Below are 22,724 nucleotides of genomic sequence, written 5' to 3'. Positions count from 1 at the left end.
TTATTTGTTTCCCATTTTAGCGTGAGAGGCAACGAACATTGCATCACCAAAGCTAAAGAAACGATATTTTTCTTTTACTGCTTCATTATAAGCATGAAGTACATTATCTCTGTTTGCAAATGCACTTACAAGCATAATTAATGTTGATTTCGGTAAATGGAAGTTTGTAATTAAACCATCAATTGCTTTAAATTCGTAACCTGGGTACATAAAAATGTCTGTCCAGCCAGAAGCAGCACAAAGCTTGCCATCATGATCTGTCGCAATTGTCTCTAACGTACGAGTTGATGTCGTACCTACCGTAATAATACGTCCACCATTCTCTTTTACACGGTTTAATAATGCCGCCGTCTCTTCAGACATATGGTAATATTCTGCGTGCATATGGTGTTCTTCAATCGAATCAGCAGAAACTGGTCTAAATGTTCCAAGCCCTACGTGAAGTGTGATGAAAGCTAACTCAACGCCTTTTTGTTTTAACTTCTCCAGTAACTCTTCTGTAAAGTGAAGTCCTGCTGTCGGCGCTGCTGCTGAACCGATTTCTTTCGCATATACTGTTTGATAGCGATCGCGATCTTCTAGCGTCTCTTTAATATATGGAGGAAGTGGCATTTCTCCAAGTTCATCTAAAATTTCATAGAAGATGCCGTCATATGAAAATTCAAGCTGACGTCCACCTTGATCTGCAGTTCCTGTGCAAGTTGCTTTTAATTTCCCTTCGCCAAAAGAGATAACAGTTCCTTCTTTTACACGTTTCGCTGGCTTAACAAGCGTCTCCCACTTATCGCCTTCTTCTTGTTTTAAAAGAAGTACTTCAATGTGTGCGCCTGTATCTTCTTTCACACCATGCAGACGAGCAGGCATTACTTTCGTTTCATTTAAAACTAAGCAATCCCCCTCATGTAAGTAAGAAAGAATGTCTGTAAAATGTTTATGCTCAATATCACCTGTTTCGCGGTCTAACACCATTAATCTTGATGTTTCACGCTCTTCTAATGGGACCTGTGCAATAAGTTCTTCTGGTAAATGAAAATCAAACAGATTAATATCCATAACTATATCCACCTATTTCTTATTTGAATCGATTTATTATATACATAATAAAAGATAATACAATACTTAACACAATACATGTAATGATAGGAAAATAAAAGGTAACGTTTCCTTTTTTCACAAAAATATCGCCTGGAAGTCTTCCAATGAACTTCCAAGCTAAGCCAACAACGATAAGTAAGATACCTGCTGTAATAAGCAATTTTGGCATCTCCGTCATACTTTTGGCATCTCCATTCCGAAATGCTCATATGCAAGTGGCGTTACAATTCGCCCCCTTGGCGTTCGTTGTAAAAAGCCAATTTGTAATAAATACGGCTCATACACATCTTCAATCGTATGAGATTCTTCTCCAATCGTTGCCGAAACCGTTTCTAATCCAACTGGACCACCACGGAACTTCTCAATAATACCAAGCAATAATTTATGGTCAATATGATCTAGACCTAATTTATCTACTTGCAGTAGCTCTAATGCCATTTGTGTAATTTCCATCGTAACCGTTCCATTACCACGAACTTGTGCGAAATCTCGTACACGTCGTAATAAACGATTCGCAATACGAGGTGTACCACGAGCACGTCTTGCAATTTCTAGTGCGGCTAACGAATCAATTTCAACTTCGAATACTTCTGCTGTACGTTCAACAATCTCAGAAAGCTGATCTACTGTGTAATATTCTAATCTTGAAAGCACACCGAAACGGTCACGAAGCGGCGCTGATAATGCACCTGCACGCGTCGTTGCTCCAACTAATGTAAATGGCGGTAAATCTAATCGTACAGACCGTGCTGAAGGCCCTTTTCCAATTACGATATCAAGGCAAAAGTCTTCCATCGCAGGATACAATACTTCTTCAATTGATCTATGCAAACGATGAATTTCATCAATAAATAATACATCCCCTGGCTGAAGTGCTGTTAAGACAGCCGCTAAATCACCTGGTCTTTCAATTGCCGGTCCTGAAGTTGTTCTAACATTTACGCCCATTTCATTGGCAATAATATTCGCAAGCGTCGTTTTACCAAGACCTGGTGGTCCATATAAAAGCACGTGATCCAACGTTTCTTCACGCATTTTCGCCGCTTCAATAAACACCTCTAAATTATGTTTCGCTTTATCTTGGCCAATATACTGACGGAGTGTCTGTGGCCGTAATGAATATTCTAAATCCGCATCTTCATATGCAGACTCCCCTGAAAGGAGACGTTCGTCCATTATACTCACCTCTTACCATTTAGTAAAAGACTAAGTGCCTTTTTAATATACTGATCCGTCGTTAATGATTCTTTTAATAACTCTGGTACAACGCGAGAAACTTCTCGTTCCGCGTACCCAAGTGCGCGCAGAGCTTCCAGGGCCTCATCAAGCTCAGCTGACGAACCTTTCTTCTCATCAAAACGTTCTTCGTCTGAGAATAAATCAACAAATGCATCTGGTACAACGTCTGCTAGTTTTCCTTTTAAATCTAAAATCATTTGGCGCGCTGTTTTCTTTCCTACGCCCGGGAACTTCACTAAAAACTTCTCGTCTTCATGTTCAATCGCTTGAACGACCTGTCCTGTTTGACCAGAAGCTAATATTGCAAGAGCGCCTTTTGGCCCAATACCAGACACACCTAACAACTTTGTAAATAATAAACGCTCTTCACGTGTTTTAAACCCGTAAAGCGCCATAATATCTTCTCTCACATAATGATATGTATAGACACGGATTTCTTGCTTACTTCTTTGAAATACATACGGATTCGGTGTGAAAATTTGATAACCAATTCCATTATGGTCAATTACGACATATTCCGGCCCTACATACTCCACGTAACCTGTAACATATTCAAACAAAATACAATCTCTCCCTCTTAAATCATGTATTCCATTTTAACATATTTAATGATAGAAAAGCGAGACTGCCCCAACAAATGTTCTCTATTAGAAACTTCTGTTATTTTCCTACGAAAGCTTTCAATCCAATCGGAAAAGATATGCTAATTGATGAAATTGTAAAACAAATTTTAGATAAAAATAAATAAGAAAGAAAGCAGCTCACCATGAGCTGCTTTCTTTCCTATTCTGCACTGCGTATTGTTTCATTTTTTCAATTGTCTTCACAAAACCTTCTTTTGATTTAATCCGAATACCACGCTTCAATTTCGCGCGCTCATAACTCTCAAGCTTTTTCATATCAATTTGGAAGAAGGAATGAATCGCATTATCACTTTTCGGTACACCTTTAAAAATTTGTAATATCCCTTCCTCCGAAACACCAAAATAACCACTCGTCTTTAATAACGGAGAAATATCGTCAACTTTCTTTTGTAGTACGATTTGTACATCATCACGATCAACGAGCTGCCACTCTTTATACTGCTGTAAAAACTTTTCTAAATCCGCCACTTTTTCTGTAAAGATTTCCTCACTTACTCCGCCATCAACATACATACGCTCTAATAAAATTGTAACTTCAGGTTCTTTCTCTGTTACTTCTGGTACTGGCCCTTCCGCCTTTACATTCGTTTCATAAACGAAACAAAACATCATAACGAAAGCTTGCATCGCAATCAGTATCCATTTCATTTCCGTTCACCTCTTTTAGGCAAGATCAAACTTTCATTAGTAGCTTTTCCGAAAATGGGGGTTTTATCCCTAATTCATAGATTACTCTCATTAAGACTTATAGAGTCCAATGATTTCTGCCTATTTCGAAACATATTGATTACTTGAAAGCTTTTTTATATCTTTATTTGATTGTACCGTCGCTATATAGACTCCAATTAATACGATTGCCATTCCAACTATTTGTTGCCACGCAACAGCTGCTCCATATAGGACAACTGATATGCAAGTAGCTACAATAGGAGTTAGATTTAAATACATACTCGCTTTGCTTGCACCTAGCTCTTCTACTCCTTTATTAAACACGATATATCCAATTAACGTCCCGCATATGACCATATACAACATTTCTATCCATCCCTGTAAAGAAAACGTCCCAACCTTTCCCCATCCATCTTCATATAGAGAAAGGCCTGCTAAAAACACAGTACCCAATACCGTCATACTCATTGTAGTTAACAAAGGGGAGACACCACTCATAACTTTTTTTCCTGTTAAGCTATATAACACCCCGCAGATTAAAGCAGCTATAAATAAAAGATCGCCCTTATTAAATGACAAAGACATAAGTGTATTCATTGAACCACTCGTAATAACAACTATTACACCGATAAGAGACAACATTAAACTTATTCCGACTTTTATACTCCAAGACTCTTTAAAAAATAATATTGCTCCTAATGTTACAAAAACGGGCATTGTAGCAATAATAAGCGAGCCATTCAAAGTAGAAGTATAGTTAAGTCCCATAAAGAAAAAAACATTGTAGCCAAAAATACCTGTTAATGATACAAATAACAGCCCTTTCCAATTCTTTAATAACAAACTTGTATTCCACTCAGATTTCATAAAAACTATGCCCATTAAAATACAACCCGCTAAACCAAAACGAATTGTTGCCGCTGTAATCGGTGGAATTTCAGTAATAACATGCTCTGCTGTTGCAAAAGACCCACCCCAAAATAAAGGAACAAGTAACATAATGACATACATACGATTTATTTCTTTCATTCTTATTACCCCTTTCAACTAAATAAGTTTAAAAGTTTAAACTCGTTTACTTGTTAGTTAAAAAAAATTAATAATTCGATTCTATTGCTTGAAGTAAATCCTTCACCTGTTTTAAAAATTCCCCGGCTATTATAGAATAAAAAATTTCTTTTCCATGTCGATCCGCTACAATTAATTCTGCTTGCCTTAAAATTTTCAAATGATGCGAAACAGCTGGTCTAGAAATCCCCATTTTATCTGTTATTTGTGTTACATTCATCTGTTTGTTTTCTAATAACAACATAATAATTTGTTGACGATTCTCATCTCCTAATGCCTGAAATATAGGTGTTACAACCTGAAATTTCTCTAATACAACTTCTGTATTTCTACATTCAAAATTCTCCATATCCTATTCATCCCAACCTTATATATAACATGTAATATATTACCATTAAATAGTAACTCTTTCATGCACAATTGTAAATAACTTTATTTTCAGACTCTTTTTTCGATAAAAAAGGAAGATTGGACTCCTCCACTCTTCCCATTACATTCATATAAAATGAAAGACGCCTGCAAAGCAGGCGTCTTGATGCGTTTACGGCGAGAGACCAGGCGACCACATTCGCGTGTTTAGCACTTAAGCATATCTCTCGTCTTACGTAAATTAGCTCATCGCTTTGCTAATATAACATTAATAAATTATAAGTGCAACATGTTTATAAAAATATTTTATTTCCTCTTTCATCCAAACAAATTATATGTAAATTATAAATTGATAAATGCAATATATATGTTACAATTTATATAACAGCGAAATCATCATAAACAGGAGATGGATATTGTGAAAAAAATAATAGATGAACGTCTCATTCTGCAAACATTAAAAAATATACGTATTGCCTTTCTTTTTCAATCACTTGGTATAATTGGAATTTTAGGCTATATCGGATTCACTGAAGGACTAGATCAAATTACGAAATCTCCATTATGGCTATTATTTATTCTTACAACTATCGTACTTAGTTATTTACAATTAAGCGTTTCAATCGATGTAGAAGAAAGCGAAAAGAACATAAAATTAACTCCTTACTATAAACTTGTCTTACGCTCCCTTATCGTTGGGGTTATTATGACTATTATTTATATTATTTTCAGTCCAGAAAGACCTCTCTTTGAAGCTATTTTAACAGGCAGTATTCTCTTCATATGCTTTTTAGTATCTTACTCCGTTAGTTATTTTATAAAAAAGCGTCGTTTACAGGACAAAGATGAATAAAGAGGAAGGGCTACCCTTCCTCTTTTATTTTGCTATCGCACTGTACCAGTTAAACCGTAACGAATGTCTCGGAACATATTTCCTATGTCACGATTAAAATCGTTTGTCACTGTACCGTTACGTAAGCGTGTACTCATTGCATCGACACGAGTAAACATGTCATTTCTTACAGAAACATATACGTTTCTGTTTCCAACTTCATTTGCAACCGCTTGACGAATTTCGTTCGCCATCACCGTTTCATTTGTTACTGTGTTACGTGGTTTTACCGCAATCGCTACATCGTTGCCATATACAACTGTAGACACGCGGTCTACGTTATTCATACGTTTCACACGATTTGTAATTCTTTCTGCAGTTTTACCATCATTGTTAATGTATGAATTGTTCATTGTAATATTACGTGTTGGATGCGGATTAGCAATTTGACCGTTGTAATTTACATCACGGTAATAGTTGTATCCTGTATCGTTACGACCATTTCTATATGTTACATAGTCTGTATAACGATCGTTACGCGTCACATTATCATGATACTGATGTGTATCATTATAAGATGTACGCTCGTAATTGTAGTTACGTCCATCCATTGCATTGTTTTTTGGTGTACCACATGCAGCTAATGCACTAGTAACTAACAAAGAAGCAGCAATCACTTTTACTTTCGTATTCAATACAAAAACCCCCTCTGTTAGAATGAACTTCTCTTCTGAAAAGCTCCCTCTTATGATGAGTAACAGAGAAGGTTTTTACACTGTTAATATTTCACTGGGAATTTTCTAACATTCGTTGTGGTTCTTCTGTTTTGAGAACAACTCTACATACAAAAAAGGTGGGAATAACCCCACCTTTTTTAAACTTCTTCATCCTCTTCTTCTGAAACTGGCTCCCCAAATACATTCGGCGGATCTGGTTGATAATACATCGTTCCTGGCTGCGGTGCATATGCTGATTGAGTTGGTTGATAATATAAAGGATTCGCGTATTGTGGACCTCCAGGTTGCGGACTATATAGCCTACTCTCTCCTCCGCATCCACAATCCTCCTCTCCTTGCACGAGCGGCGGCATATTATTATCTATCGGCATCATATTTGGATTTGGCATAGACGTATATTGCGGTCCAAACGGTGCTCCTTGCTGATACGGCATTTGATATGGATTTTGTTGTTGATAATACGGATTCGGCGGCATCATAGGCTGTTGATACGGCATTTGATATGGCATCACATTCGGTGGTTGATTGTTATCCATGATTGGCATCATATTCGGCATTTGGTTATTATCCATGATCGGCATCATGTTCGGCATTTGGTTGTTATCCATGATCGGCATCATATTTGGCATTTGGTTGTTATCCATGATCGGCATCATATTTGGCATTTGGTTGTTATCCATGATCGGCATTATGTTTGGTATTGGGTTATTATCCATGATTGGCATTATATTGGGTGGTTGATTGTTATCCATAATTGGCATGATGTTTGGCGGTTGATTGTTATCCATAATTGGCATGATGTTTGGCGGTTGATTGTTATCCATAATTGGCATGATGTTTGGCGGTTGATTGTTATCCATAATTGGCATGATGTTTGGCGGTTGATTGTTATCCATAATTGGCATGATGTTTGGTGGTTGATTGTTATCCATGATTGGCATGATGTTTGGTGGTTGATTATTATCCATGATTGGCATGATGTTTGGTGGCTGATTATTATCCAACATTGGCATGATGTTTGGCACTTGAATATTTGGCGGTATTACTTGCGGAATAACTACATTTTCTTTCGATACATTTGGTGACACTATATTTCCTACATTTTCTTTCTTCACTTGCGGCGATACTATATTTCCTACATTTTCTTTCTTCACTTGCGGTGACACTATGTTTCCTATATTTTCTTTCTTTACTTGCGGTGATACTATATTTCCTACATTTTCTTTCTTTACTTGTGGTGATACTATATTTCCTACATTTTCTTTCTTCACTTGCGGTGATACGATATTCCCTACATTTTCTTTCTTTACTTGCGGTGATACGATATTCCCTATATTTTCTTTCTTTACTTGCGGTGATACGATATTCCCTATATTTTCTTTCTTTACTTGCGGTGACACGATATTATCCTTTTTCTTTTGCGGAGAAATGATGTTATTAGGTTTCATCTTAGTAATTTGAGGGGCAATTAATTCGCTTCCTTTTTTAATTACATCTGAAATTTTATATTCTTTTTTCGCTTTTATTGGTGGTTGCGGTGGCTGTGGTAGCACATTTACCGAAAACTTTGTATTTTCTTTTTCCGCTGGTTTTTGTTTTTCTATAACAGGTGGCTTTTGAATAACAGACGGTTTTTCAACTGGTTTTTCAACTGGTTTTTCAACTGGTTTTTCTTTTTGAATTGGCTGTTCTTTTTGCACCTCTTTTTGCGGCTTCACTTGTATTTCCTTCTGTGGTTTTACCTGTACTTCTTTTTGTGGCTTCACTTGCATTTCCTTCTGCGGTTTTACTTGCACTTCTTTTTGTGTTTGTTGCATAGCAGGCTGCTGCGTAATTGGTGCTGATTGATACGTAACTTCTTCCTCGTCTTCTATTCCAAGCGGCGTTGGCGTTGCTGCAAATTCTTTTTGTTGCACTTCTTTTACGTATTGTTTTGGAGGTGCTGAACCTGCTCCAGCATGCTGTTTTACGTGTACACTGTTTGATGGTACTTTAATTTTCATACCTGGCATAATTAAATCTGGATTGCTAAGTTGTGTATTTGTTTTTTTCAGCGTATCAAAATCCACTCCGTACTTTTTCGCAATTTTCCAAAGGGTATCCCCTTTTTGCACGATATGAATTTTCAAATTTTCCCCCTCCTGTATAACTTATCTATAAGTAACAAATCTCATGAAGTAACTCTTCCTACATAACGTTAACTTCTTTTCACTTTCATCACTTCTTCGATTTTCAATATCATTTGAAGTGGCATAAGCATAAAAAAATCACAATGATTTCTTCAAAACAATGTATGCCCATTTCGTTCTCGTTATGATTATATGTACGAAAAAAAGCAACGGGAATCCGCTGCTTTACACACGCTCTAACATACGATTTAATGCAAGAACTGCCTCTTCAGTCACTTGTTTATCTACGCTAATAACGTTAATTTCTTCCCCTTTTTCTATCGTTTCAAGTGCCCATAATAAGTGCGGCAAATCAATTCGGTTCATCGTTAAACACGGACACATAAATGGATTAAGTGAAACAATTTCTTTATCTGGATGTTGTTGAATAATTCGGTTCACTAAATTCATTTCTGTACCAATTGCCCATTTACTTCCGGGTGGAGCCGATTCAATCCTATCAATAATGTATTTCGTTGAACCTGCATAATCCGAAGCAGCTACAACTTCATAGCAACATTCCGGATGTACAATAATATTCATATCCGGATGATTTTTTCGGACATTCTCTATATTTTTCACTGTAAAGTTTTGATGAACTGAACAATGTCCTTTCCATAAAATCACCTGAATTTCTTCTATATCTCCATCGTACTCTAATGAATCAGTATGCGGATCCCATACTGCCATTTTATCTAACGGGATACCTAAGTCGTACGCTGTATTTCTTCCTAAATGTTGATCTGGTAAAAAGACGAGACGCTCTTTTTGTGTAAACGCCCAAGATACCATTTGTTTAGCATTAGAAGAAGTTACTGTTGCTCCGCCATTACGACCGCAAAACGCTTTAATTGCAGCCGTAGAGTTTACATACGTTAACGGAATCATCGTATCTCCAAATAATTTTGTGAGCTCTTTCCACGCTCTTTCTGTTTGTTCGATATCTGCCATATCTGCCATCGAACACCCTGCACGCATATCTGGCAAAATAACGATTTGATCATCTGTCGTTAACATATCTGCTGTTTCTGCCATAAAGTGTACACCGCAAAATACAATATATTTCGCCTCTTTATTGCTCGCTGCAACTTGCGCAAGCTGAAGTGAATCTCCTGCTGCATCAGAAAATTGTACCACTTCATCTTTTTGGTAATGATGGCCTGGAATAAATAGTGTTTCCCCCATTTTTTCTTTAATTTCACGAACCCGCTTTTCCATCTCTGCTGTTGACATCGTGTAATAACGCTCTGGTAACATCGTTTCAATCGGTTGTACTTTTTCTAAAATACTCATATTCCTTTCTCCCCCTCTAAGCCACTTTCCTTACGCCTCAATATTGAAACTAATATCAAGTGCTTTCACTGAATGTGTTAACGCTCCAAGTGAAATATAATCTACCCCTGTTTTTCCGTATTTCGATAAATCTTCAATGGTAATGCCTCCTGATGCTTCCGTAACGATGGCACTTGGTACAATCTTTGAAAACTCCCGAATCTCATCTGGCGTACGGTTATCAAACATAATAATATCCGCACCAGCAGCTACAGCTTCTCTCACTTGCTCCTCCGTTTCTGTTTCCACTTCTACTTTTACCATATGTCCTAATTTCTCTTTCACCGATGTAACAGCTTTCGTAATAGAACCAGCAAAAGCAATATGATTGTCTTTGATCATGACACCGTCATATAAGCCGAAACGGTGATTAAATCCGCCTCCGCATACAACTGCATACTTATCAAACATACGTAGCCCTGGCATCGTTTTTCGCGTATCACAAATGCGTGTATGGCTGCTATCTAAAGCACGAACAGCTTTATGTGTCATTGTCGCTATCCCGCTCATACGCTGGATAACGTTTAATATAACGCGCTCAGCCGTTAATAACGATGCGATTGGTCCTTGGACAGTTGCAATTATTTCGCCGTTTTCTACAAAATCTCCATCTTTTTTATGAAGCTCCACTTCAATTCTCTCATCAATTAATTTAAAACCTTCTTCAATGACTAAACGTCCCGCAAAGACCCCTGTATCCTTCGCAAGAAACGTTCCTTTTGAAAGTAAATTATCTGGAAAAATAAGCTGAGATGTTACATCTCTTTCTCCTATATCTTCTAGAAAAAATCGATTTAATGCTTCTTTAACCTTTATCGTATTCATAAAGCCCCTCTTCCTCTCATTACACAAGTTGTAGTTTTCTTTTCACTCGAATAATCTCTTTTTTTACGCTATTTCTATGTGGATAATCACTTCGATAATGGCCACCAATGCTTTCTTCTCTTTGCAAAGCTGATACGACGATAAGCTCACAAACTGTTAACATATTCATAATCGTTATCTCTTCATTTGTAAGAGCATCATGTTGCAATATCATATTTCGAACACCGTACTTACTAAGCCATCTCTTTGCATAAGATAAACTTTGTTCTGTTCGCACAATCCCAACGTATTTCATCATACATTCTTGTATTTCTTCTTTCGCCGGCAAATGATTCAGAACGATAAACTTCTTTTCCTTCTCAGCAAAGTTGTTCAATCTATCTTTTGTCGCTTTCGTTAAAAGATGCTGTCCTATTCTTTTTCCAAATACAAGACCTTCTAATAATGAATTACTCGCTAATCTATTGGCTCCATGAACACCGTTACAAGCTACTTCACCAACCGCATATAAATGTGGAATGGACGTCTCTCCATCACAGTTTGTTTTCACGCCACCCATATGAAAATGAGCACCGGGTACGACCGGAATGCACTTTTCATTTATATGAACACCATTCTTTTTACATAATGATGATACAGTCGGAAAACGTTCTTCGAAATTTTGGATGGACTCGATATTCAAATACACTTTTTCACCCGCTAAAAGCTGTTCATGAATCGCTCTTGCCACTACATCACGCGGTGCGAGATCATGATCTGGGTGTATACCCATCATAAAACGCTGTCCTTTTCCGTTTATAAGGACAGCTCCTTCACCACGGACAGCTTCAGAAACAAGGCCACAGCATCGCCCACCCGCATATAACATCGTTGGATGAAATTGTACAAATTCTAAATCTACTAGCTCTCCACCCGCACGGTACACCATCGCAAGTCCATCACCCGTAATTGTTTTGTCATTAGAAGTAAAGGCGTATAAACCACCAACCCCGCCTGAGGCTAGCACAGTATAATCTGCATCATAACGCTTCAGTTCCCCTTCACTATCTCGCGTTAAAACTCCAACACATTTTTCGTTTTCTATAATAAAATCAAGCACCATTTCCTGTTCCACTACCGTAACGTACGGAGCTACTTCTTGAATGAAATGCTCTAATAAATTCTTTCCTGTTGCATCGCCACCTGCATGTAAAATACGACGCTTTCGATGTGCACCTTCTTTTCCAAGATGGGGACCCGTTTCATCTCCATCAAATTTCATTCCATTTTCAATGAGATGATTCATTTCTTTTGGTCCTTCTTCAACTAAATAACGAACCGCATCTTCATTGTTATAATGACATCCTGCTACTAACGTATCTTCAAAATGATCATTCGGATTGTCATATGTAGCTACCGCTGCGGCAATTCCACCTTGCGCTAAATATGTATTATTATTACGATTCGTTTCCTTTGTGATAATAATCACATTCTTTTCGTGACAAATCTCTTTTGCAACACGAAGTGCCGCAACGCCACTTCCAATAATTAAGACATCTGCACTTGGCATAATTGTTGCCTCCTACTTTACACTTTTCAACTGTCTTGACACCTATATTTACATAGTTTTAAAATAATGACAAGAGTTTTTTTATAATTCTTATTTTCACTACCATTTAAAAAATAAAAGAAATGTAACTCTTACTAGAGAGAGGAACTTACATGATGATATATCTTGATTATGCAGCTACTACACCTATGAGCGCGGAAGCATTACAAACATATATGAAAGCAGCATCGCAATACTTCGGAAATGAACAAAGTTTACACGATATTGGAGGAACGGCCTCTTCTTTATTACAAGTTTGTAGAAAAACATTTGCTGAAATAATTGGCGGAAAGGAACAGGGGGTATTCTTCACGAGCGGTGGGTCAGAATCGAACTACCTTGCGATTCAGTCCCTTCTCAATGCCCAAAATAAGAAGCATATTATTACGACACCTATGGAACATGCATCCATTCGAAGTTATTTTCAATCCTTACAATCAAAAGGGTATACAATTACTGAAATTCCTGTTGATAAAAATGGACTCATTCGTTTAATAGATTTAGAAGCAGCTATTACAGAAGATACCATTCTAGCAAGTATACAGCACGGAAACTCTGAAATCGGAACCGTTCAAAATATCGCAGAGATCGGGGCACTTTTAAAAAAATATAACGTTTTATTTCATTCAGATTGTGTACAAACATTTGGTAAACTTCCTATCCATGTTTTTGAGATGGGGATTGATAGTCTTTCTGTTTCAGCACATAAAATATACGGACCAAAAGGGGTCGGCGCTTGCTATATAAATCCGCAAGTGCGCTGGACACAAATATTTCCGGGAACTTCTCATGAAAAAGGATTTCGTCCTGGTACAGTAAACGTTCCTGGCATCGCATCTTTTTTAACAGCAGCTGAGAATATATTAAAAAATCAACAAGAAGAAAGTTTACGTTTTAAAGAGTTACGATCCTACTTTTTAGAGCGATTACAAGCACTTCCTCTAGAAATTGAAGTAGAAGGTCATTCTACTTCTTGTTTACCACATATTATTGGGGTTACAATAAAAGGAATAGAAGGTCAATATACAATGCTAGAATGTAATCGCCGCGGTATTGCCATTTCTACCGGAAGTGCTTGCCAAGTCGGTAAACAAGAACCTTCGAAAACAATGCTTGCAATTGGAAAAACGTATGAAGAGGCAAAACAATATGTCCGCTTCTCTTTCGGACAACAAACAACGAAAGATCAAATTGATACTACTATTCATGCACTACACACAATTGGAAATCAATTTTATAGAGGTGTTAAATCATAATGAAACAAAATGAACAAAAAAAGATTTTAGGTGAAGAAAGACGACAGCTTATCCTTCAGTGGCTTCTCGCTGCAAATGAACCGTTATCTGGGAATGAGCTATCGAAAAAAACGAATGTAAGTAGACAAGTTATCGTGCAAGATATTTCCTTGCTTAAAGCACGAAACGAACCGATCATTGCGACTGCTCAAGGCTATTTATATTTAAAACCACAAGAGAAACAACAAGCTTTCGAACGCGTAATTGTATGCCAACATAAACCAGCAGAAGTACGTCAAGAACTTACAATGCTTGTTGACCACGGCGTTACAATTAAAGATGTAAAAGTTGAGCATCCTGTATACGGTGACTTAACAGCATCTATTATGGTAAGTAATCGCTTTGATGTAGAGCAATATTTACAAAAAATCGAAAACACAAATGCTTCCTATCTATCGCAATTAACAGACGGTATTCACTTACATACTATTGAGGCAGATTCAAAAGAAAAATTAGATGCTGCTTGCGAGGCACTAGATAAAGCTGGTTTTCTCGTTTATTAATGTAAAGCACAGAGTTTTTATAATTCTCTGTGCTTTTTTAATGCTATAATATTATAATCAATCGTAAAGGGGCTAACATATGGGAATTGAACTCGTTCACTTTAGCATTGGCAAACCGAAACAAATGAAATATAGCGAAGATAAAGCAATGATTACCGGTATATGTAAAGAACTTACCGAAGAAGCTTTCCTATCAAAAGATGGCTTCCTTGGTGATGATGTAGCAGATTTAAAACACCATGGTGGACCTGATCGTGCAGTTTGTGTGTACCCACACGAGCATTACGCACTATGGGAAGAGGAATTCCAAACAACGCTTCCAGCTTCCACATTTGGGGAAAACATTACCGTGACAAATATGTTAGAGCGTGATGTATGCATCGGGGATACATATCAACTAGGTGAAGCAATCATTCAGGTCACACAAGCAAGAGTACCTTGTAGTACGATTTCAAAACGCCTCGGCATTCCTGGCATACTGCCGCGCATTGTAGCAACTGGATTTACTGGCTACCTATGCCGCGTTCTTCAGGAAGGTACTGTACGTAAAGATTCAAAAATCAAATTACTAGAACGTCAACCGGGTAATGTTTCTGTCTTGTTCTCTAACGAAATTTATTTTCATAATAGAAAAGATAGAGATGGCATCGAAAAGATTCTTGCTGTTCCAGAACTAGCTGACGTTTGGCGTGGTCAATTAGAAGAGCGTCTTGCGAAGTTAAAATAAAGAATCCCACCATCTATAGGTGGGATTTTATTAATCTATCACACGGTATAACCTAACTCCCCCTTATAGCCAATAAGAAGAATAACTCCCCAGCACCGTAACAGAAAAACCAAGTGCTTCAAGTTCCATCGTTACGCCTGGCAATAATACGTCATCGTATGCTTTATCAACATCGATTAAGAAAAAGTAATTTCCAAGTCCTGTTTTCATCGGGCGCGATTCGATTTTAGATAAGTTTAATTTTCTCCATGCGAAAGCTGATAACACTTGATATAGTGCCCCTGCATAATCAGCAGGTAACGTTATCATAAGCGTCGTTTTCTCTCCGCGGTTTTCTCCATTATTTGAGAGTATTGCTTTCTTTTTCTTATGAAGCACTAGGAAACGTGTATGATTATTTTTATGTGTATGAATACTTCGTCTTACAATCGTTAATCCGTATTTTTCTGCAGCTGCTTCATTTGCAATGGCAGCGATTTTTTCTTCAGGATGTTCTTTCACATATTGCGCAGCAGCACTTGTTGATGTCATATCTCGAGCAGTTATCCCTTTTAATTCTTCATTTAAAAACTTATGACATTGGGCAATAGCGTGTGGGTGAGAATGCACTGCATATACTTCTTCCCACACTTCTGCATACTGCGGATGTACAAGTAAATGTTGCTGAATGGGTACTGTAATTTCTCCTACAATAGAAAGCGGCTGCTCATGCACGAGATAATCAACTGTTATATTCACTGAACCTTCTATAGCGTTTTCTAGTGGTACCACTGCATAATCTACATTTCCATTTGCAGCTGCATCCATACAGTCTGGAATCGTTCGATACGGTACATGCTCTGCTTCCGGAAAAAAACGACTCACCGCCATATTTGTAAATGTTGCTTCTGGTCCTAAATATCCTACTCGAATCATCGTCTTTTCCCCTCTTTTTCGTTTTCTTACTGTTATACCATACTTTTTTATATTCTTCTATGTAAATTTCGAATATTAAAAAAAGACTAGCATTTGCTAGTCTAAATGTTTCCTATATTCTCTTTGAGCAAAAAAGAAATAAACGATGCATGCAACAATATAAAATAGAATAAACAAGCCTACTTTTCGTAATGAACCATCCATAAAGATTGTATTATGAAATGTATATAACGCAACCGCACTATGCATACTCCCGACTATAATAGGCGCAAAAAATAGCATACACAATTGCCAGCGAGAAATCTTCCACACTTCTTCTTTCGTCATTCCAAGCTTAGATAGCGCTTCGTACTGCTTTCTATCTGATGAAATATTATGAAACCATTTAAAATATACGATACTACATGAAGTAAGAAAGAATAATATACTAATGAATGAGCCTACAAATAGAGTAATATCGCCGAACTCTTTCATATTCACATATAACTCCATATTACTTCGAAATGCGTTATTATCATCTTGTTTTATATGTTTCCGTAAAGCTTCATTTAATTTTTTCGTATTTTCGATATTTGGTAATGTGTATCCTCTATACATCATTTTTTCAGAATCCGGAACCTTATTTGCTATTCTGTCAAAATCTTCATCATTCATGACGAAAAACAGACCGTTAATGTGCGCAAGATGATAGTTAAATTGCACCCCTTCTTTCTGACCGTTAAATACGAATGGATACGTTTGATTCATTACTTGTAATTGAATCTCTTTTTGATTATATATATTCGAACGATTGTATTTATTATAAAAAACAAGTGTAACAGTTCCTTTTTTAGGATGATACGTTTTCTGTTTTTGTTTTCTTGCCTCCTGATTGTATTCACTTTCTTTAATGAGCGGCGCTACTTCTGCTTCTCCCTTGTTGGACTGAAAAGATGCATACACTCCAACAAAACTCATAAATTGAAAATCATCATATCCATATTGATGCAGTAATTGTTCAACCGTACCTTCCTCAAAGACTTCATGGGTAGAAACACCTTTTTCTATGTATGAAAATGAGTGTGCACCTCCATCTCGCCACATATCTTGCATGCTAGAAAAATATAAGAACACCGTACCTGTTGCTGTAACTACAAATGTCGTTGCCATAGAAAGCATAAAGAAAAAGCGACCATTTTCCTTCATTCGATGTGACAATTGATTCACTATAAATAAATACGGATATGTATACATAATCTTTTTATTTCGTTTAATCATTTCCAACAATTGGATTGCACCGTGTGTAAAAGAAAAGTACGTTCCGAAAAAAACAAGTATAGACACAGGGAAAAAATATAATCCTATCGTTTCCATTGTCACTTGTAGCGCTAACGCATATCCTGTCCCTAAACAAATAAAGCCGAATATACAAAGCCATATTGATGTTTTCTTCTCTTTTTTATCCGTTCGAAATTCTTTTAATAACCGAATGATTTTTATGTTCCATATACGTAAAGCACTTATAAAAGATAACAGAATAAAAACAACCATATATGTAATAAACGTTACCACAATCGCTTTCACGTCAAATATGACAGGGAGTTCTTTCGGAAGACGCATTAGCATGCTAAACACCATAAAAAAGAGTTTCAAAAAGATCATGCCAATCCCAATACCGAAAATATTAGCAAATACCCCGATCAACATTTGCTCGGTCATAATTACACCAATTACGTTAGATTTCGTTGCTCCCATTAACATATATAATCCTAATTCTTTTTTACGTGCCTCTATGAAAATAGAAGTGGAGTACAAAATAAATATGACGAAAAAAGAAATGATAATAACATTACATATAACAAGTCCCCAGCGTACGTTTTGATACCACAGTGTCTCCTGCATATACGGATGCACAATGACAGACATGTATGCAAAAGACGCAAATATTGCAAAGCAACTACTTAAGAAAAACACTTTATAATTACGCCAATTTCCTTTTATATTTTGCAGCGCTAGTTGCCGAATGTTCATCTATCGTCCCCCTATAACTTACTACATAGGCAAAAAGCTAGAGGTTTCTCTAGCTTTGCACGTGTTTCAAATATCCTCTTTGCGCGATTATAAAATAAATCGCAGAAGCTACAATGTATGCTCCAATTACAATCGCACCTGATTTCCATAAATCGAGATAAAGCATTTTCCCTAGCGTATGAAGAGCAAATCCACTATGAATAGCGCCGATTACAATTGGGATAAAGAAGATAACACCCATTTGTCGAATTGCAATTTTACGAATTTCTTTATCTGTCATACCGATTCTCTTTAACGATTTAAATTGAATACGATCTTGTTCTTTATCGTTAAACCATTTAAAGTATGTCATACTACAAGCAAAGAAGAAGAATAGTACAGCTACGAAGAAACCAATAAACATTGTAATTGCCCCTGATTCCCTTATATTTTTATAAGCGAACACTGAGTTATGCAATTCCTCTTGCTTATCTGGTGCAATTTCCTTTTTCAAATCTAACACAAGATCTTCTGTACTTTTCCAGTCTTCTATATAATAACCGTAATATTTTGTCTTTTCTTCATCTGGTACGAGCTTTGCGTATTCCTCAAAATCTTGATCATTTACAATGAGATATTCACTATCATTAAAAACAGAAAATGAAGTTGGCTGATTTAATTGAACAGACTGCGTTTGTCCGTTCATTTTAAATTCATACGGTTTCGCAAGATCTACCTTCATCATATCGTTCGCCATATCCGTTATGACCATCGTTGCACTACCAGGTGCATTATGAACTTCTCTAACTTGCTCTCTTTTTTGTTTACGTACTTCAGCGTTATATTCTTTTTCTGAAACAATCGCCATTGGCATCTCATGTTCACTGTTAAACATCGTGATTTTTTGAGTTCCAGGAAGTTTTACGTACGTTACTTCTCGCGCTTCTTCAAATCCGTGTTTTTTTATTAATTCTTTTGCTTTTCCTTCTTTGATGACATTATGCGTATGTATTCCCTTTTCCTCATACGAAATAGCATGCGGGGTACTAGTTACTGCCTTATAGCTCATATCTTCAAAGAATACATACAGTGTACCGACTGCTGAAGATACAACCGCCGTAATGATAGAAATTACAAATAGAAAACGAGCATTATCTTTCATTTTATAAATAAGATTGCTAAGTACGAACATATTTGGATATGTATAAAAAGATTTTTTTCGTTTTTGTAACGCCTTTAATACGACTGTACTACCTTGTGTAAACAGCAAATAAGTTCCGCCTATCGTCAGCCCTACAATCGGTAAAAACAGAATGATAAAATTCATAAATGTTACTTGGAAGCTAAGTACATATGCAACAATAATACATCCTATACCAACTATGCATAACCATGTAAATGCAAAAGGCTCTACTTTTTGCTTTCTTGCTTCTCTTAATAAATCAATAATTTGCAAGCGTCCTACTGTCCAAACGCTAAACAATGATAAGATTAAAAATAAAATAAAGTATACACCTGCTGTAATCAAAACCGCTTTACTATTCCATACGAGTGGAAGTGTTTTATCTATTTTCAATATTACGCTTAATGCTTGGAAGAATAATTTGGAACAAAGCATACCAAGTCCAATACCTACTACAATTGCAATACTACCTAACATAAGCTGTTCTAATATAATCATTCGGCCAAGCTGAGATTTTGTTCCGCCTATTAATGTTAATAGACCAAACTCTTTTTTCCTTGCTCGTAAAAATGTTGAATTTGCATATAAAATAAAGAGTGCTGAGAAGATGACTACAATATAATTCATCGATTCTAACCCTTTTGAAATCATCTCCCTCATACTAATATTACCGCCTACAACATCTGGATGATAAATGAAGGAAGCATACATGAAAAATACGACTATCGATAAACAACTACTTATAAGAAACGCTTTATAATTACGCCAATTTCCTTTTACATTATTAAGCGCGAGCTGGCGAAAGTTCATGATATTCTCCTCCTAGCATCGCAAGTACGTCCAGAATTTCTTGGAAAAAGGCTTGTTTCGTTCTTCCCTTATGTATTTCTGAGAAAATCTCTCCATCACGTATGAAAAGAATACGTTCGCAATAACTCGCCGCTACTGGATCATGCGTTACCATTGCAATTGTTACTTTCTTTTGTTCATGTAAGTCTTGCAACGCGCTCATTAATGATTTTGCCGACTTAGAATCTAAGTTTCCAGTTGGCTCATCTGCTAAAATTAACGTCGGTTCATGAATGATCGCTCTCGCAGCTGCTGCACGTTGTTGTTGGCCACCTGATACTTCATATACCTTTTTATTTAAAATGCCCTCGATATTTAAAAACTTTGCAATCTCAAGCACTTTTGCATCGATTTCATTTACAGATTTCTTCGCCATTACAAGTGGTAAAATGATATTTTCTTTAATCGATAACGTATCAAGTAAGTTAAAATCTTGGAAAATGAATCCTAAATGTGTACGGCGAAACTCCGCTAATTTTGCAGCACGCATTTGATTAATTTCTTCCCCATTTACAAGCACATGACCTGAAGTTTGCTTATCAATTGTTGCTAATAAATTTAAAAGCGTTGTTTTCCCGCTCCCTGAAGGACCCATAATCCCTACAAATTCGCCTTCTTCTATTTTAAAATTTATATCATTTAAAGCAGTCGTTGCTACTGAACCTTTTGATTGGTATACCTTCGTTAATCCTTTTACTTCAAGAACACTCATTTCTAATCCCCCTATGTGTTTTCTTCTTACATTTACTATAAGAAAAATAAGAAAAAGAAACGAGTGATTTCCCTTACAAAACGTTTTGTTACCTTACAGTTTTGTCATTTTTCTCATTAATGTATGATATTCTTCATCTTTTGCAAATTGGAACGTGAATGTTGTCCCTTCCCCTTCAGCCGATTGCACATACATACCGTGATGTAAATTATCACAAATTTCCTTCGTAATATATAAACCCATTCCAGTCGCTTCTCTCGTTTTACGGCCATTTACCCCTGTAAAGAATGGATCAAATATACGCTTTACATCTTGCTCTGGAATACCGATTCCATTGTCCTTAATATGTAATAACACCTTTTGATCTTTCTCTTCAATTTGAAATTGAATTTCCTTTTTTTCTGCTTCCGAAATTTTTGTATACTTAATTGCATTTACAACAATTTGCCCTATAGCAATACTGAGCCATTTTCTATCAGAGGCAACCATACAAGTATCTTCCTCAAACATCACTTTCGGAAATACAGACGATTGAATGAAGGACTTTCTATTTTCATTAATAATACCTCTAATGATATCTATCACATTTACTACTTCTACTTTATAATCTTTCGCAAACTGTTCTAACCTTGCCATATGTAACGCTAAATCTAAACCATTTAGTATGCGATTATTTTCTTCACGGATACTTTCAACTGTTGCTCTTGCTTCACGATGCTCTTTACCAAACTTCTGTAATAGCAACTCAATAACAGATACTGGTGTTTTCATTTGATGAATCCATTGGTTCATAAATATCATTTGCTGTTGTTCTTTTGCATGTTGTTTATGAACTTCATTCATATATTGCTGTCTTAATAGCGTAAACGATTCAACGACCATCTCTTGCTCTGCCGTATAAGAAGTATCAATAAGTAAGGAATCATGTAATGTATTTCCGCTAGTAACATATTTTTCGATCCTCTTGAAAAATACACTCCGTTTTCGGTAATCGTAAATAAGGTATACAGTAAACACAACTGTCCCTAATAACAGTCCGTATAACCACGTATTCCAATCAATAGATCGCTTTTCTAAAAGACTTTGCAACTGCAAAACGAGCCCAAATAAACAAAGGCTAACAATGTAAGAAAGAATTAAAGAAAAACGATCCATAAGGTAATTTTTAACCTTCATGCCCTTCGCCCCACTCTGTAAGAAGCGCATAACCATATCCACGTTTCGTTACAATTGCATTTTTAATGCCTAACTCCTCTAGTTTCTTCCTTACACGTTTCACATTCACAGTTAATGTATTATCATCAACAAAAGCTACCTCATCCCAGAGGGCTTCTAACAATTCTTCGCGTGTTACGTATTGATTTGCTTGTTTCATTAAACATTCTAATAAGTAAAATTCATTTTTTGTCAGTTCTGTTTGTTGCCCTTGCCACTCAACAACGTGCTGAGATGGGAATAACAACAGTCCATTTACACCTAAACAATCGCTTTCTGCCGCAGAAGCATACTCACCATATCCACGACGAAGTGCACTTTTCACTTTAGCCATTACAATGTCTAAATGGAATGGCTTCGTAATGTAATCATCTCCGCCATTTTCAATTGCCATTACTTGATCCATTTCCCCCGTTCTTGCAGAAACAAAAATAATTGGTGCATTCGATATAGTGCGGATTTGACGACACCAATAGAATCCATCAAAATACGGTAAATTAATATCAAGTAACACGAGATGTGGATTTACTTTTACAAACTCATCTTTTATATGTCGTAAATCACTCGCTCGAAATGATTGATAGCCATACCTTTCTAAATGCTCTTCTAATATTCCTGCGATTTTTTCATCGTCTTCTACAATTAATATTTTATACATGTTCGTTTTCTCCCCATAAAAAATTCTTATAAAACCACTCCTTTTCTATTATAAATTGAAAATTTAATTAGTGGGGATTTTTTCCTGTATGAATCAGACTTTTACAATATAA

21 protein-coding genes and 1 pseudogene are annotated in these 22,724 nt (G+C 36.4%); 4 read left to right on the top strand and 18 right to left on the bottom strand.

Features of this window, described 5'->3' with window-relative positions; all coding sequences use genetic code 11:
- The 7 genes from queA to AC0NJG_RS04445 form a co-directional block, all read right to left on the bottom strand.
- The gene (queA, locus tag AC0NJG_RS04475; RefSeq protein ID WP_474062892.1) at positions 1 to 1,053 is read right to left on the bottom strand and encodes a tRNA preQ1(34) S-adenosylmethionine ribosyltransferase-isomerase QueA; all 1,053 of its coding nucleotides are present in this window, start codon (positions 1,051 to 1,053) and stop codon (positions 1 to 3) included.
- 19 nt (positions 1,054 to 1,072) lie between these two features.
- Positions 1,073 to 1,273 (bottom strand): DUF2905 domain-containing protein, encoded by a 201-nt coding sequence (locus AC0NJG_RS04470; protein WP_000138162.1) that lies wholly within the window; start codon positions 1,271 to 1,273, stop codon positions 1,073 to 1,075.
- Entirely contained in the window at positions 1,270 to 2,271 is a 1,002-nt protein-coding gene (gene ruvB, locus AC0NJG_RS04465) for a Holliday junction branch migration DNA helicase RuvB (protein WP_046197784.1), read from the bottom strand. Before ruvB ends, AC0NJG_RS04470 begins: the two co-directional genes overlap by 4 nt.
- A gap of 5 nt (positions 2,272 to 2,276) precedes the next feature.
- A complete protein-coding gene (gene ruvA, locus AC0NJG_RS04460; RefSeq protein ID WP_000464508.1) occupies positions 2,277 to 2,894 on the bottom strand; it encodes a Holliday junction DNA helicase RuvA in 618 nt (205 codons plus the stop codon).
- A gap of 201 nt (positions 2,895 to 3,095) precedes the next feature.
- Positions 3,096 to 3,626, bottom strand: coding sequence for a BofC C-terminal domain-containing protein (locus AC0NJG_RS04455; RefSeq protein ID WP_474062891.1), 531 nt, complete (start codon positions 3,624 to 3,626; stop codon positions 3,096 to 3,098).
- Positions 3,627 to 3,746: 120 nt separating this feature from the next.
- Entirely contained in the window at positions 3,747 to 4,676 is a 930-nt protein-coding gene (locus AC0NJG_RS04450; RefSeq protein WP_087954215.1) for a DMT family transporter, read from the bottom strand.
- A gap of 67 nt (positions 4,677 to 4,743) precedes the next feature.
- Positions 4,744 to 5,064, bottom strand: a complete 321-nt coding sequence (locus AC0NJG_RS04445; RefSeq protein ID WP_000426920.1) for an ArsR/SmtB family transcription factor — start codon at positions 5,062 to 5,064, stop codon at positions 4,744 to 4,746.
- A gap of 438 nt (positions 5,065 to 5,502) precedes the next feature.
- Between AC0NJG_RS04445 and AC0NJG_RS04440 the strand changes: the two genes are divergently transcribed.
- Complete coding sequence (locus tag AC0NJG_RS04440; RefSeq protein ID WP_474062890.1) at positions 5,503 to 5,937, top strand: branched-chain amino acid ABC transporter substrate-binding protein; 435 nt, start codon at positions 5,503 to 5,505, stop codon at positions 5,935 to 5,937.
- A gap of 32 nt (positions 5,938 to 5,969) precedes the next feature.
- Here the strand turns inward: AC0NJG_RS04440 and AC0NJG_RS04435 are convergent, their stop codons facing one another.
- The 5 genes and pseudogenes from AC0NJG_RS04435 to nadB all read right to left on the bottom strand — a co-directional run bounded on the left by AC0NJG_RS04435 (position 5,970) and on the right by nadB (position 12,527).
- The gene (locus AC0NJG_RS04435; protein WP_474062889.1) at positions 5,970 to 6,611 is read right to left on the bottom strand and encodes a YhcN/YlaJ family sporulation lipoprotein; all 642 of its coding nucleotides are present in this window, start codon (positions 6,609 to 6,611) and stop codon (positions 5,970 to 5,972) included.
- Between the two features lie 2,014 nt (positions 6,612 to 8,625).
- Positions 8,626 to 8,782: pseudogene (gene safA, locus AC0NJG_RS04430) on the bottom strand (SafA/ExsA family spore coat assembly protein); the annotation flags it as partial.
- Positions 8,783 to 9,007: 225 nt separating this feature from the next.
- Positions 9,008 to 10,114, bottom strand: coding sequence for a quinolinate synthase NadA (gene nadA / locus AC0NJG_RS04425; RefSeq protein ID WP_087954211.1), 1,107 nt, complete (start codon positions 10,112 to 10,114; stop codon positions 9,008 to 9,010).
- Between the two features lie 30 nt (positions 10,115 to 10,144).
- Positions 10,145 to 10,978: a carboxylating nicotinate-nucleotide diphosphorylase gene (nadC, locus tag AC0NJG_RS04420; RefSeq protein WP_087954210.1), complete on the bottom strand. Its 834-nt coding sequence runs from the start codon at positions 10,976 to 10,978 to the stop codon at positions 10,145 to 10,147.
- A gap of 19 nt (positions 10,979 to 10,997) precedes the next feature.
- Positions 10,998 to 12,527 carry an L-aspartate oxidase gene (nadB, locus tag AC0NJG_RS04415; RefSeq protein ID WP_087954209.1) on the bottom strand — a complete coding sequence of 510 codons (1,530 nt, stop codon included), beginning with the start codon at positions 12,525 to 12,527 and terminating at the stop codon, positions 10,998 to 11,000.
- Between the two features lie 152 nt (positions 12,528 to 12,679).
- Here nadB and AC0NJG_RS04410 point away from each other — a divergent pair, with 152 nt between their 5' ends.
- The 3 genes from AC0NJG_RS04410 to AC0NJG_RS04400 all read left to right on the top strand — a co-directional run bounded on the left by AC0NJG_RS04410 (position 12,680) and on the right by AC0NJG_RS04400 (position 15,091).
- Positions 12,680 to 13,822 carry an IscS subfamily cysteine desulfurase gene (locus tag AC0NJG_RS04410; RefSeq protein WP_087954208.1) on the top strand — a complete coding sequence of 381 codons (1,143 nt, stop codon included), beginning with the start codon at positions 12,680 to 12,682 and terminating at the stop codon, positions 13,820 to 13,822.
- On the top strand, positions 13,822 to 14,364 hold the full coding sequence (locus AC0NJG_RS04405; RefSeq protein WP_000812272.1) for a transcription repressor NadR: 543 nt from the start codon (positions 13,822 to 13,824) through the stop codon (positions 14,362 to 14,364). Before AC0NJG_RS04410 ends, AC0NJG_RS04405 begins: the two co-directional genes overlap by 1 nt.
- Positions 14,365 to 14,443: 79 nt before the next feature.
- Complete coding sequence (locus tag AC0NJG_RS04400) at positions 14,444 to 15,091, top strand: MOSC domain-containing protein (RefSeq protein WP_173601243.1); 648 nt, start codon at positions 14,444 to 14,446, stop codon at positions 15,089 to 15,091.
- A gap of 63 nt (positions 15,092 to 15,154) precedes the next feature.
- On the opposite strand, the gene pheA is transcribed toward AC0NJG_RS04400, so the two are convergent.
- From pheA to AC0NJG_RS04370, 6 genes are all read right to left on the bottom strand, one after another.
- On the bottom strand, positions 15,155 to 16,006 hold the full coding sequence (gene pheA, locus AC0NJG_RS04395) for a prephenate dehydratase (RefSeq protein WP_000621725.1): 852 nt from the start codon (positions 16,004 to 16,006) through the stop codon (positions 15,155 to 15,157).
- Positions 16,007 to 16,102: 96 nt separating this feature from the next.
- Positions 16,103 to 18,016 carry an ABC transporter permease gene (locus AC0NJG_RS04390; RefSeq protein WP_088326764.1) on the bottom strand — a complete coding sequence of 638 codons (1,914 nt, stop codon included), beginning with the start codon at positions 18,014 to 18,016 and terminating at the stop codon, positions 16,103 to 16,105.
- A gap of 49 nt (positions 18,017 to 18,065) precedes the next feature.
- Complete coding sequence (locus AC0NJG_RS04385) at positions 18,066 to 19,988, bottom strand: ABC transporter permease (RefSeq protein WP_087954205.1); 1,923 nt, start codon at positions 19,986 to 19,988, stop codon at positions 18,066 to 18,068.
- A complete protein-coding gene (locus AC0NJG_RS04380) occupies positions 19,963 to 20,739 on the bottom strand; it encodes an ABC transporter ATP-binding protein (RefSeq protein WP_000114533.1) in 777 nt (258 codons plus the stop codon). Before AC0NJG_RS04380 ends, AC0NJG_RS04385 begins: the two co-directional genes overlap by 26 nt.
- A 93-nt stretch (positions 20,740 to 20,832) precedes the next feature.
- A complete protein-coding gene (locus AC0NJG_RS04375; protein ID WP_087954204.1) occupies positions 20,833 to 21,915 on the bottom strand; it encodes a HAMP domain-containing histidine kinase in 1,083 nt (360 codons plus the stop codon).
- Positions 21,905 to 22,612, bottom strand: coding sequence for a response regulator transcription factor (locus AC0NJG_RS04370; RefSeq protein WP_087954203.1), 708 nt, complete (start codon positions 22,610 to 22,612; stop codon positions 21,905 to 21,907). The genes AC0NJG_RS04375 and AC0NJG_RS04370 overlap by 11 nt, the downstream gene beginning before the upstream one ends.
- Between the last annotated feature and the right edge of the window lie 112 nt (positions 22,613 to 22,724).

This window comes from Bacillus sp. SSR7 (assembly GCF_055902415.1).
The sequence above is the reverse complement of the archived record's forward strand: the minus strand, read 5'-3'. Positions and strand labels throughout refer to the sequence as shown.